Annotated in this window: 9 protein-coding genes, 4 tRNA genes and 1 pseudogene; 6 read left to right on the top strand and 8 right to left on the bottom strand. The window is 40.2% G+C overall.

Features of this window, described 5'->3' with window-relative positions; all coding sequences use genetic code 11:
- Positions 1-6: 6 nt before the first annotated feature.
- From ACTG7L_RS00725 to ACTG7L_RS00710, 4 genes are all read right to left on the bottom strand, one after another.
- Entirely contained in the window at positions 7-1,902 is a 1,896-nt protein-coding gene (locus ACTG7L_RS00725) for an LTA synthase family protein (protein WP_439287069.1), read from the bottom strand.
- 127 nt (positions 1,903-2,029) lie between these two features.
- A tRNA-Val gene (locus tag ACTG7L_RS00720) sits at positions 2,030-2,105 on the bottom strand.
- A 41-nt stretch (positions 2,106-2,146) separates the two neighbouring features.
- Positions 2,147-2,222 (bottom strand) — tRNA-Val (locus tag ACTG7L_RS00715).
- Positions 2,223-2,285: 63 nt separating this feature from the next.
- A tRNA-Val gene (locus ACTG7L_RS00710) sits at positions 2,286-2,361 on the bottom strand.
- Positions 2,362-2,542: 181 nt separating this feature from the next.
- Here ACTG7L_RS00710 and gltX point away from each other — a divergent pair.
- Together gltX and ACTG7L_RS00700 are read left to right on the top strand one after the other, a co-directional pair.
- Positions 2,543-3,982: a glutamate--tRNA ligase gene (gene gltX / locus ACTG7L_RS00705; RefSeq protein WP_439287067.1), complete on the top strand. Its 1,440-nt coding sequence runs from the start codon at positions 2,543-2,545 to the stop codon at positions 3,980-3,982.
- A gap of 54 nt (positions 3,983-4,036) precedes the next feature.
- A tRNA-Ala gene (locus tag ACTG7L_RS00700) sits at positions 4,037-4,112 on the top strand.
- Positions 4,113-4,251: 139 nt separating this feature from the next.
- On the opposite strand, the gene fabB is transcribed toward ACTG7L_RS00700, so the two are convergent.
- Positions 4,252-5,469 (bottom strand): beta-ketoacyl-ACP synthase I, encoded by a 1,218-nt coding sequence (fabB, locus tag ACTG7L_RS00695; RefSeq protein ID WP_439287065.1) that lies wholly within the window; start codon positions 5,467-5,469, stop codon positions 4,252-4,254.
- A gap of 151 nt (positions 5,470-5,620) precedes the next feature.
- Between fabB and mnmC the strand changes: the two genes are divergently transcribed.
- On the top strand, positions 5,621-7,630 hold the full coding sequence (mnmC, locus tag ACTG7L_RS00690) for a bifunctional tRNA (5-methylaminomethyl-2-thiouridine)(34)-methyltransferase MnmD/FAD-dependent 5-carboxymethylaminomethyl-2-thiouridine(34) oxidoreductase MnmC (protein ID WP_439287064.1): 2,010 nt from the start codon (positions 5,621-5,623) through the stop codon (positions 7,628-7,630).
- Positions 7,631-7,687: 57 nt separating this feature from the next.
- Here the strand turns inward: mnmC and dcuC are convergent, their stop codons facing one another.
- Positions 7,688-8,980: a C4-dicarboxylate transporter DcuC gene (gene dcuC, locus ACTG7L_RS00685; RefSeq protein ID WP_439287062.1), complete on the bottom strand. Its 1,293-nt coding sequence runs from the start codon at positions 8,978-8,980 to the stop codon at positions 7,688-7,690.
- Positions 8,981-9,256: 276 nt separating this feature from the next.
- On the opposite strand from dcuC, the gene ACTG7L_RS00680 reads away from it, so the two are divergent.
- The 3 genes from ACTG7L_RS00680 to ACTG7L_RS00670 are packed head-to-tail and all read left to right on the top strand — an operon-like array spanning position 9,257 to position 12,855.
- A complete protein-coding gene (locus ACTG7L_RS00680; protein WP_439287060.1) occupies positions 9,257-10,795 on the top strand; it encodes a YjjI family glycine radical enzyme in 1,539 nt (512 codons plus the stop codon).
- 4 nt (positions 10,796-10,799) lie between these two features.
- Entirely contained in the window at positions 10,800-11,585 is a 786-nt protein-coding gene (locus tag ACTG7L_RS00675; protein WP_439287167.1) for a radical SAM protein, read from the top strand.
- A 19-nt stretch (positions 11,586-11,604) separates the two neighbouring features.
- Positions 11,605-12,855: a NupC/NupG family nucleoside CNT transporter gene (locus ACTG7L_RS00670; RefSeq protein ID WP_439287058.1), complete on the top strand. Its 1,251-nt coding sequence runs from the start codon at positions 11,605-11,607 to the stop codon at positions 12,853-12,855.
- Between the two features lie 92 nt (positions 12,856-12,947).
- Here ACTG7L_RS00670 and ACTG7L_RS00665 read toward each other — a convergent pair.
- Both ACTG7L_RS00665 and ACTG7L_RS00660 read right to left on the bottom strand, forming a co-directional pair.
- Positions 12,948-13,106 (bottom strand): annotated as a pseudogene (locus ACTG7L_RS00665) (PHP domain-containing protein); the annotation flags it as partial.
- A gap of 30 nt (positions 13,107-13,136) precedes the next feature.
- Positions 13,137-14,405 (bottom strand): hypothetical protein, encoded by a 1,269-nt coding sequence (locus ACTG7L_RS00660; RefSeq protein WP_439287057.1) that lies wholly within the window; start codon positions 14,403-14,405, stop codon positions 13,137-13,139.
- Position 14,406 lies beyond the last annotated feature (1 nt).

Below are 14,406 nucleotides of genomic sequence, written 5' to 3'. Positions count from 1 at the left end.
ATAGGGTTAATTTGAACCTTTTACTTGAAAATTGATTTGCCAAAATAATAATTTTTTGTAGGCATTAATTTTATTGGTTTCTTCTGTCGTAGATAAGTGAGTTTCATCTGCCACTAACATATCATCTTTCCAAGTATATTTGGTGAGATTATCTGAATGGCAAATCACGCCATGATGATCCGCCCATATTTGTTCATTATAAGCAAAATTATAATGATCATTCACAGATGGCGCTAACAGGTTTTGCCCGCCCAAATTCCAGTATTCTATATCGGATAAGCTCACCGCATAAAGGGTTGGCATAATATCTTTATGTGATCCTATTCGTTTAGGATCAAAGGTAATGTTCAGATTTTGTTGTATTTCATCTGGAATATGCAAGATAAAAGGAACCGCATGGGCAATGAAATATTGTTCAGGCAAGTTTGCGCTCAAGGATCTCACATGGTGATCACCTGTTGCGGCTAAAATCGTCTTATTTTTCACCGCACTTTGGGTAATATTTTGCATAAATTGCCCTAACGCATTGCTGGCATACTGAAATGTACTGAGCATATTGCTGCGTTCTTCATGATTTTTACCAAATCTCTTTTCCAACAAATTGGGTTGAATCGGTAAGGTTTGATAATGATTCGGCACTTGATAGGGCGGATGATTGGTAATGGTTAAAATGTTAATAAATACGGGTTCATCATTTTCCAATAAACATTTTTCAGCTAAGGCGAAAGCAAATTCATCCGCAATTCCCCAGTAAGATAAGGTCTTACGAGCTTCAGGAAAAATATCAATAATATGGCTTTGATCGTAGATCTCATCTACACCCTGTAAAGGGAGATAATTGCCCAAATTACGCCACATAATGTTACCAGAGGTAATAAAAATGGTTTTATAGCCTTGTTTTTTATAAGCTAAAAATGGCGTATGAGCTAATGGTGTTTTTTGTGCAATGGATTGGCTAATATTTTGTATCGGGCTATTAAAATAAAGATAAGCCAAACTTGGCGCCGTGCCACTGGATGAAGATAAAAAACGTTTGAACGTGAAACTGTTCTCGTAAAATGGACGGAGTTTTCCGAGTAAATCATTATGAATGGGATCGTCTAATACCAAACAATTCATGGCAAAACTTTCCATCAAAGCTAACACCACATTTGGACGAGTCTTAGCGAGATAATCTGATGGTGGAACGCTATCGAGCAAGGAATCTTTCTGTAATGCGACTTGCATTAAAGCACGCCCTGTTTCCAGATCCACGGGTTCAAATGTGATTTCTCGTTTTCTATCTTTAAATGCCCATTCCATTGCCACAATCCCATTAGGCACCATTTTATTTAAAATCGCTAATGTGGAAATTTGGACATGAGATTTCCCTAAGGGTAAAGAACGAATCGTGCCACGAGCTAAGAATGCAATACCGAGAAAAGTCATGAAGTAAACTAAAATGAGTATAAAAATGCTGTCTGAAAAAGAGAAAACTTGATTTTGGGTCGCATAATAACTAAAACTAGCAGGAAGATAGGCTAAAATCAGGCATAAAAACAACATTTTTATCACGGGATAATCTTCATAGATATTTTTCAGTACGGCTTGCGTATCATCTTCTTTTAGGCCGAACATGAAAATATCATAGTAATTTTGATAGGTTTTAAAGTAAAAATAATTCCCAATGAGAATGCTGATAAAAATAAAAGAAATAATAAAAATATAGCCCGACAAGATCCAAGCATTGACAGAGAGGTGAGTATTAATAAAGCTGAATAATGAACCGATAAGAAAAGGGAGAGATAAAATAATCGCAATATATTTGGCGTCAAATCGCATGCCGAGTATACGTAATCGTTTAAAGTGCGGTGCATATTGCTGACTTTCTCGTACTTCTTTTGTTACGAACGTTTTTATCATGATTTCACGATGAAATAATGCAAAACCTAGTAAATAAAAAAATACCAAATAAAGCGTAACGATAAGCGTTTCAAGGTTTAGAAATGACACTCTATTTTACTCAATCTTATCTAAAATATAATCAAAGTGGTGGGCGATACCGGTCTCGAACCAGTGACCCCCTCCTTGTAAGGGAGGTGCTCTCCCAACTGAGCTAATCGCCCTACGATAACAGCTATAAAAGCCTGTTTGTAGATTGTTTAAGTGGTGGGCGATACCGGTCTCGAACCAGTGACCCCCTCCTTGTAAGGGAGGTGCTCTCCCAACTGAGCTAATCGCCCACTTAAACAAGGGAAAACACATAAACGTTGCAAGAAACTTATCAATATTATATCGTTGAAAAGTGGTGGGCGATACCGGTCTCGAACCAGTGACCCCCTCCTTGTAAGGGAGGTGCTCTCCCAACTGAGCTAATCGCCCTTGCACCGCTAATTGCGTTGTGGAGTGCATTATAAGTATTCTTGAATTTCAGTCAATCTATTTCTGCAAAAAATGGTTTAATTGCCGTAAAAATAGCCATAAAATGCAAAATTCAGTTAAGCTAAATCCGAAAAGAAGGTACAATAGCCCACAAATTAAATAAGAATAAGAAAGGTAACTCATGAAAATCGACAATTTATTTCCTTTAGATCCTAATGTGAAAGTGCGTACACGTTTTGCACCGAGTCCAACTGGCTATTTGCATGTTGGAGGAGCAAGAACGGCGTTGTATTCTTGGTTATATGCCAAACATCATCAAGGTGAGTTTGTATTACGTATTGAAGATACCGATTTAGAACGTTCAACGCCAGAGGCAACACAAGCGATTTTAGAGGGCATGGCATGGTTAAATTTAGCTTGGGATCATGGCCCTTATTTCCAAACCAAACGTTTTGAGCGTTACAATCAAGTGATTGATCAAATGTTAGAAGAAGGCACCGCATACCGTTGTTATTGTTCCAAAGAACGTTTAGATGAATTACGTCATCAACAAGAACAAAATAAAGAAAAAGCCAAATATGATCGTCATTGTTTGCATGATCATAGCCATTCTCCGGATGAACCTCACGTGATTCGTTTTAAAAATCCACAAGAGGGTTCTGTGGTATTTGATGACGCCGTGCGTGGTCGTATTGAAATTAGCAACAGTGAATTAGATGATCTGATTATTCGCCGTACAGATGGCTCACCGACTTACAACTTCTGTGTAGTAGTAGATGACTGGGACATGGGCATTACCCATGTCGTGCGTGGTGAAGATCACATTAATAATACGCCACGTCAAATCAATATTTTAAAAGCGTTAAATGCTCCTGTGCCGACCTATGCACATGTTTCCATGATTAATGGTGATGACGGTCAGAAACTCTCAAAACGCCACGGTGCAGTGAGTGTAATGCAATACCGTGATGACGGTTATTTGCCTGAGGCCTTGATCAACTATTTAGTGCGTTTGGGGTGGGGACATGGCGATCAAGAAATTTTTTCACGAGATGAAATGATTTCGCTGTTTGACATTCATTCTGTCAGCAAGTCGGCCAGTGCGTTCAATACGGAAAAATTGCAATGGTTGAATCAGCATTATATTCGTACCTTAGAGCCGAGCTATGTGGCAAAACATTTGGCATGGCATATGCAAGATCAAGGCATTGCTTATGAAAATGGTGTGCCATTGGAAGAGATTATTCCTGTGTTAGGTGAACGTGCTAAGACATTGAAAGAATTAGCGGCACAAAGCCGTTATTTCTATGAAGAATTTGATAGCTATGATGAAAAAGCCGCAACGAAAAACTTTAAACCAGAGGCTGTTGTACCATTACAAAAATTAGCAGAAAAATTGACCGCACTTTCTGAGACTGATTGGACGGTAGAAAATATTCATCAAGCCATGAATGATACCGCTGCGGAATTAGAAATTGGCATGGGTAAAGTCGGCATGCCATTCCGTTTGGCTGTCACTGGTTCTGGCCAATCGCCATCGATGGATATTACAGCAAAACTTGTAGGAAAAGACCGCACTTTAGCCAGAATCGCTAAAGCAGTTGAATTTATTCAAAAATAAGCGAAATTTCCTATTGACATTCAGCGTGGCGGAATTTATTATATCGTCACTTTCGGGGGTATAGCTCAGTTGGGAGAGCGCTTGCATGGCATGCAAGAGGTCATCGGTTCGATCCCGTTTACCTCCACCAAATATCAAAAAACCGTATCAAATAATTGATACGGTTTTTTACTTTCTATGATCAGTGAATGCGTCGCCTTAATAGGCAAAAAAATAGCTACTGATATTTACTATCAGTAGCTATTTTCTTGTTAACTCAACGAGGTAGACTATTTGCTATAACGCTTAAACACCAACGTCGCATTCGTCCCACCAAAACCAAAGCTATTTGACATCACGGTTTGTAATCCCGCATTTTCTTTGGTTTCTGTCACAATATTTAAACCCGCTGCTTTTTCATCAAGGGTTTCAATATTAATGCTTGGTGCAATAAAATCATTATGTAACATTAATAAGGTGTAAATCGCCTCATGTGCGCCCGCCGCCCCTAATGAGTGGCCGGTCATGGATTTTGTGGATGAAATGGCCGGTTTTTGACCCGCAAAAACATTCGCAATCGCCCCCAACTCTTTCACGTCACCAACAGGTGTTGAAGTACCATGTACGTTAATATAATCCACTGGGCTGTCCACCGTAGCAAGGGCTTGTTTCATACAACGTTCTGCCCCCTCACCGCTTGGCGCCACCATATCATAACCATCAGAAGTCGCCCCATAACCCACGATTTCCGCATAAATTTTTGCACCACGAGCTAACGCATGTTCTAATTCTTCCACCACCACAACGGCGCCACCACCGGCAATCACAAAACCATCACGGTTGGCATCATAAGCACGAGAGGCTTTGGTTGGCGTATCATTATATTTAGTTGAAACCGCCCCCATGGCATCAAATTCGGTAGCACATTCCCAAGAAAGTTCTTCCGCACCACCCGCAAAGACCACATCTTGTTTCCCTAATTGAATCAATTCTAAGGCATGACCGATACAGTGAGCAGAGGTTGCACAAGCTGAACTAATGGAATAGTTTACGCCACGAATTTTATAAGGCGTGGCTAAACAAGCTGAAACACTGGATGCCATGGTTTTCGTCACTGCATAAGGCCCCACTTTTTTCACGCTGCCGTTACGCACCGCATCACAGGCTACTAACTGGCTATGTGCCGAGCCGGTTCCTGCACCAATCACTAACCCCGTACGATCATTCGACACTTGATCTTCGCTCAAGCCTGAATCTTCAATCGCCTCTTTCATGGAAAGATAAGCATAAGCCGCCGCATCTCCCATAAAACGATAAACTTTACGGTCAATTAATTCCGCTGGATTTAACTTAATCGTCCCCGCCACTTGGCTACGCATGCCCACCTCAGCAAATTCAGGCACAAATTCAATCCCTGATTTACCGGCTTTTAATGACGCTAATACTTCTTCTTTGTTATTACCAATACTTGAAACGATACCGAATCCAGTGATAACTGCTCTTCTCATTACTTATTTTCCTTTGTACGTGAAATTTTTCAAATTTCTGGCTAACTTACTACGAAATCAAAAAATTTCAAGTTAAAATTGATTTGTTCGACCAGTGCCAAAATTTTGGCTATTATAACAAAATAACAGATTGCAAAAAAGGAATAAAACCATGCTACAAGTGAAATCCGCAGAAATTCATTTTAATCAAGAGAATACGCCAGTTTCTCAACAATTTGATGATGTGTATTTTTGTAATCAAGACGGCATGGCAGAAAGTGATTACGTCTTTGTGCAAGGCAATCAACTTTGGCAACGTTGGCTTAAATATGAACAAGCCCATTTTGTGATCGCTGAAACAGGCTTTGGCACAGGGTTAAATTTCTTTATTACCACCGCACTTTTTCGCCAATTTAGAGCCGAAAATCCGCAATCGCCGTTAAAACGGCTGTTTTTTATTTCCTTTGAAAAATACCCAATTCCCATTCAATCCTTAAAACAAGCACATCAAGCCTACGCTCAATTTGCCGATATCACGCAATCTTTACAAGAGAAATGGCTTGAACCAATTACAGGTTGCCAACGCTTTCATTTTGATGAGACCACCTTAGATCTCTGGTTTGGCGACATCAATGAACAACTTCCGCAACTCGGTGATTATATGCAAAACCGCATTGATGCTTGGTTTTTAGATGGCTTTGCACCGAGCAAAAATCCCGATATGTGGAATAATCAACTTTACGATCAACTATATCGTTACACCAAACACAACGGTACGTTTGCCACATTCACCGCCGCAAGTGCGGTGCGAAAAGGTTTAGAAAATGCCGGTTTTGCCGTAGAAAAACGCAAAGGATTTGGCAAAAAACGAGAATGTTTGCATGGTCAAAAACTCACCCCAAATACACCGTACTTTGCTTTTCCTTGGTATCACTGGCAAACCGCCCAATTTGAACAACAAGCGGAAATTGCAATTATCGGCGGTGGCATTGCCTCACTTTTTACCGCACTTGCCCTGTTGCAACGTGGAGCAAAAGTCACGCTTTATTGTGAAGATGAACAACCTGCCTTAAACGCCTCAGGCAACAAACAAGGGGCATTTTATCCGCAATTAAGTGATGATGATATTCGCAATATTCGTTTCTATATTCATGCCTTTGCTTATGGTCAACAGCAACTCAGATGGGCAATCAAACAAGGCATTGAATTTGAACACCAATTTTGTGGGGTGGCATTGTGTGGTTATGATCAAAAAAGTGCAGTGAAATTAGATAAAATTTCGCAATATCAATGGCACGACAGTCTTTATCAACCGCTTAACCAACAACAATTATCGGATATTGTCGGCTTACCACTGCCCTGTGGCGGCGGTTTTATTCCACAAGGTGCGTGGCTCAACCCTCGCCAATTTGTGCAAAACACCTTTGCTTATTTGCAAGCATTAGGCTTAACCCTAAAAACATCGCAAAAAATCACCGCACTTCAGCGACAAGAAGATAGTTGGCTGTTAACCAATCAACAGAATGAACAGTTTCCACATCAAATTGTGATCCTTGCCAACGGTCATCAACTCAGTCAATTTGAGCCAACCCAACCATTGCCAACTTACCCTGTACGTGGACAAGTGAGCCAAATTCCGACTAGCGAGAATTTACTGAAACTCAACACCATACTTTGTTATGACGGCTATTTAACGCCAGTGGATCAATCGAAAATGAGCCATTGTATCGGTGCAAGCCACATTAGGGATAATGCCACTCGCTATTTTAGCCCAGAAGAACAACAACAAAACCAGCAAAAAATCCAACAAAACATTGGCGAAAATTGGACAAAAGACGTGGATACTTCAAGTAATATTGCAAGAGTGGGCGTTCGTTGTGCCATACGAGATCGCATGCCGTTAGTTGGTAACGTACCCAATTTTGAGCAACAACGTATTGATTACAAAAATATCTACAACCTACGCCGCCGCAAACACCCCATTCCACAAGCCGCTCAACACCCAAATTTGTACCTCATTGGTGCTTTAGGATCCCGTGGCTTAACCTCCGCCCCTTTACTCGGGGAATTATTAGGTTCATTAATTTACGGCGAACCTTTGCCGTTAAGTGAAGATATTTTGCATAATTTGGTGGGAAATCGGAGTTGGTTAAGGAAGTTACTAAAGGGAGGAGTAGTATAATCTTCTCTCTCCCCTTATATTTACACTAAAAAAAGTACGGTAGAATTTAGGCAAGTTTTACAACATGAATAGTGCCAAGAACAGGGTAGCTAAAACCATCCCTGGAGCAGTGCGTTTAACCATTTCCACCGGGCTAACCATAGCCAATCCTGCACAAACAATAGTTACCCCTGCAATCGGTGAAGCGGTACGACCAATGGCTCCAGCAATAGCTGCTGCCATACCTAAATTCACATGAGTATAACCTAATTCTATAGCATGCGGTGTCACGGCAGTATTAAAGGCAATCGCAGCTGCATCTCCTGAACCAGTAACTACGCCCATTAAGAATGGACCAATCGTCGCTCCCCAACGTACAAATTCATTAGAATTTTTCAAAAATTCAATAGCAGAATCCACTGCTCCGGTGGCTTTTAAACCTGCTACGAATACACTAGCAGCAATGATAATACCTAATACATTGGCATAGGAATTGCCCATACCATTAAAAAATTCGTCCGTGATTTTTACAGGAGAAACCCGAGTGACGACAATGGCATAAATTGCTCCAATTAACATGGCTTGTGCAACCCCCATATTCGTCCATTCTAATCCCGAAATTTTTTGCAATGATGTTCCCCCAATAACCAAAATAATTAATGGAATCAACGGTGCAAGAGCATAAAGTAGATTCACTTTGGCAAAATGGGATTCGGTTTCTTGATTTTCTTGCAGGTATGCTTGACGATGTTGTTCACCATAATCTTTCAACACCAACGCTAAAATCGTTAATACCAACGCCCCTATCGCTCCAGCAATAAAGGTGTAAGGTGCATGCAACAAATTGACTTCTGTCACGGTTAATCCTGCCATATCACCAATCATCACCGAATGCGAAGATCCTGGATTCATCATGGAACCAAATGTCCCCGCCAAAATCGCTGCCCCTGCGGTGGCAGGGCGAACACCCGCACTTTTTAACACTGGAATTAAGGTTGCTCCCACAGCAGCTGCACAGCCCGCTGCAGAGGGAATGGCGATATTAATAAAGAACGTAATAATCGTTGCAATCGGAATTAAAAAGAATTTTAAACCGCTTAAAGGTTTGGTGAGTAAATGCACTAAATGACTATCGCATTGAGTAAATTTCATCACATAGGCAAAACCCATACTAGAACAGATTGCCATAATCAAACCACCCGAAGTCATGGATTTAGCAAAGGCATCCAACGCCTCCATGGGTTTGAACGTTAAAATTGCCATAATCAACCCCACGCCAATTAACACGGTGCGGGTTTCATATTTTTTGATTAACAAGTAGATAGTCGCAATAATACCTAAAATTGCGATAATAGAATTGAATTGAGCCATAATTATTCCTTAAAAAATATTTACTCATCGGATAAATCAGCGCTATTATGTAATGTAATTTCGTAAATGGAAAGGATCAATTTTAATTTTTTGATCGCACTCGCAAAAAATAATTACAGATTGCAACTATCAGCCGTGGCAATGAACTATTCCCTTAAAATTTAAACAGATGACTTAACGAAGTTCCTCTCCGCCTGATCGAATATATTTTGCATAATCTTTTTTCCCTATGCTAAAATACCCTACGATTTTTATTGTTATTAAGGGGATTTCATTATGCAAGCGACCTTACAAGATATTTTGGATACGGTAAAATCTAACGCCCTCACCTACCATCAAAAATTGATGTGCTTAGGCAATATTGCGGAGCGTTTATTTAATCCGACTGAATTATTGGGTTACACCGAAGAAGAATGGCAATATATTGAAAATCAAATGATTTGTGATTTGAATGAGGGATATGCCATTTATCGCCCACGTTATATTTTGCCTGATTATAACGTTTATATTCAAAAAGGCTGTAAATTCCTTGATTTACCACCGCCGACCAACTTAGATGAAGCCCTTGACGGGTTATTAATTCTCTATTCTCACGTTCCCTCTATTACCACTTATCCTGTTTATATCGGTCGTCTTGATGTATTGTTGGATCCGTTTATTACGGATGAAAAACAAGATTATATTAAAATTAAACGGTTCTTAAATCATATTGATAAAACCATTCCGGATTCTTTCTGCCATGCCAATGTGGGGCCGTACGATACCAAGGCTGGTCGCTTGATTTTACAAGCGGTGATTGAGCTTGAAAATCCAACACCGAATATGAGTATTCGCTATGATAAAAACAAAACGTCTCGGGAATTTGCCGAACTGGCAGCCAAAGCCTGTTTGTTAGTGTCTAAACCGTCCTTTGCCAATGATGCTTATTATATCTCCGATCTTGGTGAAGAATATGGTATCGCTAGTTGTTATAACGCCTTGCCAGAATGCGGTGGCGCTTATACATTAACCCGTTTGCGTTTAGGTACCATTGGGCGTGCTTGTCAAAGCGTAGATGAAATGGTCAATGAATTATTGCCGAAAGTGGCTAAACTTGCCCTTTCCACCATGGACAAACGGCATAAATTCTTGGTGGAACAAAGCAATTTCTTTGAAACCGATTTCTTGGTCAAAGAGGGCTTTATTAAACGCACCAATTTCACCAGTATGATTGCCATTGTTGGGCTTGCTGATGCCACTAATCACTTGCTCAAAAAAGAGGGCTTAAACGGAACCTTTGGACAAAGTCAGCGTGGTGATGAAATTGCTACCTTAATTATGGACAAACTCAAAGAAGTCAATGATGCACACAAAGGCTTGTATGTGGAACGCACCAATAATCAATACTTGTTGCATGCGCAAGTGGGTGCGAGTAATCACGCCGAAGATAAAACCAACACGCCAGCACACCGTATTCGGGTGGGCGAAGAACCAACGTTATTAGCCCATTTAAAACAATCTGCCCCATTCCATAAATATTTCCCCTCTGGTACGGGCGATCTGTTTGCCTTTGACCAAACCTATACGGATCATTTAGATGCGGTGGTTGATATTATTGATGGCTCCTTTGCTAGCGGTTATCGCTACATCACGACCTATTTGAAAAACACCGATCTTATTCGGGTAACAGGTTATTTAGTCAAGAAAAGCGAAGTCGAACGTTATCGCAAAGGCGAGGCCGTGTTGCGTGATACCACTTGGTACGGTTCAGGCACTGACGATTGTGCTAACGTCTTTGATCGTCAGTTGCGTGATGAAGATGATGTAAATGCTTGATGAGATGGATCTTGCAACAATACAGGTGCCATTACACCGCATTATTCCCTTTTCCAATGTAGAGGGGCAAGGTAATCGCACCAGTATTTTTTTGCAAGGATGCAAGCTGAATTGTTTATATTGCCACAATCCCGAAACCATTCCCCGTTATACTGACGAGGCCAAACAAGTCAGCCTACAATATTTGTATGAGCAAGCCATGTCGGCGGTGCCATTTATTCGGGGGGTGACGGTATCGGGTGGCGAGCCAACCATTCATCATAAAAAATTGGTGCCCTTATTTCAGGCATTAAGAAAGCAAGGTTTAACTTGTTATTTGGACAGCAGCGGTTTTTTTGACTATGAGGTAATTGAACCGCTCATTGAGGTGACGGACAAATTTCTGTTTGATTTAAAAGGTGATGGCGAGGGATTGCAGACGTTGTGTTTTGATCGTAAAAATCAACAAGGCAAAGTGCCAGAGCAAGTTATCCCGACCATTGCCCATATTAAGCCCGAAAATCTCGCCCGAAATTTGCAAAATTTAGCCAAATTATTGCCCCTTGGCAAAGTGGAAGAAGTGCGGTTAGTTTTTGTAACAACATTTTTTGATGCGCACCAACTGATTGAAAAAGTGGCTAAATTGCTAGAACCTTATCCCGACGTGCTGTTAAAAATTATTCGGGTACATACCAAAGGGGCGAGAGATGAACAAGGTTTAACGCCATTTGTTCCCACTATTGAACAAACGGACGAATTAGCGGCTTTTGCTAAACAATGTGGCATTCAAAAAATAACAACGATTTATTAATTTAAAAAGGGATTAAAATATGGAAATATTCATGAGTATTATCGGTATTGTGGTGTTGTTAGCCATTGGCATTTTGCTGTCCAACAACAAACGAGCCATTAATTACCGCACTGTGCTAGGCGCATTGGCCATTCAGATTGGCTTTGCTGCCTTAATTCTTTATGTGCCAGCAGGGCGTGACGCCTTAATTGGCACGGCTAATGCTGTATCCAAAGTGATTGATTACGGCAACGAGGGGATCGCCTTTGTATTCGGTAACCTTGCCGATCCTAAAAGCATTGGCTTTATCTTTGCGGTGAAAGTGTTGCCCGTGATTATTTTCTTTTCCGCCCTCATTTCCGTACTCTATTATATCGGCATTATGCAATGGGTAATCCGCATTTTAGGCGGTGGCTTACAAAAAGCCCTCGGTACCTCAAAAACGGAATCCATGTCAGCAGCAGCCAATATTTTTGTGGGGCAAACTGAAGCCCCATTGGTGGTTAGACCCTATGTCAGCAGAATGACCGAATCCGAATTATTTGCCATTATGGTCGGCGGTACCGCCTCCATTGCAGGCTCCGTATTGGCGGGTTATGCCGGTATGGGCGTGCCATTAACCTATTTAATTGCCGGTTCCTTTATGGCAGCCCCCGCAGGTTTAGTCTTTGCCAAATTAATGTATCCACAAACCGAAAAATTTAACGATTCATTGGATAACGTGGAAGATAAAGAACAACCCCATAATGTAGTTGAGGCGCTCGCCAATGGTGCAAGCTCAGGTTTAATGCTTGCGCTGAATGTCGGTGCAATGTTAATCGCCTTTATTGCCGTAATCGCTTTATTAAATGGCTTGATTGGTTGGGTCGGCGGTTGGTTTGGCATAGAGGAGCTGACCTTACAAATTTTATTTGGTTATTTATTTAAACCTTTGGCATATCTAATCGGCGTACCTTGGGCAGATTCTGACATTGCTGGGCAAATGATCGGGATGAAATTAGCCGTCAACGAATTTGTGGGCTATTTTGAATTTGCTAAATATCTGCAACCAGATGCTGTGGTGCAACTTAGCGATAAAACTAAAGCCATTATCACCTTTGCATTATGTGGTTTCTCTAACTTTGGGGCCATTGCGATTCTGATTGGCGGTATCGGCAGTATGGCACCTAATCGCCGTTCGGATATTGCGCGTCTTGGTTTAAAATCCGTGATTGCAGGAACTTTGGCGAATTTAATGAGTGCCACGATTGCGGGGTTATTTATTGGATTAAGTGGCGTGGCTTTGAGTTAACTAACTGATACTATCACTAAAAAGGTGGACTAAAACCCTAGGGTTTTAGTCCGCCTTTTTATACGTTTATATTCTAACTAAATTCCAATCCCACCGCACTTATTAGAGAAATCCGTCAACGCCATGGCCACCATATTTTCCGCCACACAAGCCTTGACCAAGGGTTTCACTTTGGCAATGCCGTCAATAATGGGAAAATCGCTGTGGGTACGCAGATGAACCAAACGTAGGGCAGAACATCGGGTTAACATGGTCTATCTTTGCAAATTATGAATCATAAGTTATTTAAATATCGGTTTATTGTTTTTAATCAAACCATTAAACTTAACATTACTATACTCACTATAAAAATAATCAATATTTAGCACAATACTTGAAAAATCTAAATCATTGATTTGACCAAATTTATCAGTATTTAAACCTGTATCCAATACAAAAGTATAGCTATCAAAATCATAAATTTGGTGGCTTACTTGAGGATTGGTTAAATTATCCATAATATGCCCACATTTTGCTAATAGACAAATATATTGAAAATCCTTATCTATATACATTGTTTTGTTGTCAGGGTGAGCCATTGCATAATGTTGATTAGGCGTTAAGGCAATCAAATTTTCTAAATAGGCAGCAATAGTTGGAAAATCTGATTGTGGGAAAATATGATGCATTTGCGTGGCTTTAATTCCCTGCTCAGTTTGTTGAAATACTTCTGATAAACCATTACGAAAGCGATCATTAAAGTTTCTAATATCTTTTTTGGCTTTTTGTACCAAATAAGCACTATATCCTGCTGGTTCAGCAGTGCTTGCTGCATATTCTTGGCGTGGAATATGTTTTTCTTTGCCGGATAAATCATCTCGCCAATTAGTGCGGTTATATTGAATATCTTGCATGGTTATTATTTTATTAGATATTCTGCCTTTTTCTGTACCATATTTCTTAAATTTAAAAGCTAATGGATTGATAATTTTGGTAAATATCCGTCCACATTCAACTGTCGTATTGATTGCGGTATGATCAATGGTAAAGTCAATAAATGTTTTACGAACTTCGGCGTAAGCATCTTTGCTTTGAATTTGAAAAAATTGATTAAATACCCTATCTAAGCCACTGTCCGCTAGTACTTTTTGAATATAGCTAATCAAAAAATTTAAGGCATTGGTAGGTTTTAAGGCAATATGCTCCAATAACGCCAGGTTGTTGATTTTATATAGATAGCGTAAGCCGATTCTTTCTGCGCGCAAAATTCGGCTATATGACAATAATTTAATCGGTTGTGAAAAATATTTGTCATATTCATTTTGAGATTTTTCGCTTGGGTCTGGTTTTGAAAACATTATTTGTACATTTTCAACCGCATAATCGCTACGCCATATATCTGTGACGGTAAAAGATTTATTTGTGTCATGTTGGGTAAACTCTAAAATGCAATCAGCAATAATGTTTACGACATCGTACGTGCATTTTTGGTCAATCCAGCGTGCATCATTTGATTTTCTTATATCAAAATCAAATTGACTAAAAAATTGCTCAATATTTTCACGACACATT

This window comes from Lonepinella sp. BR2357, assembly GCF_051851525.1.
GTDB lineage: Bacteria > Pseudomonadota > Gammaproteobacteria > Enterobacterales > Pasteurellaceae > Lonepinella.
This window is presented reverse-complemented; position numbering and strand designations above follow the sequence as displayed.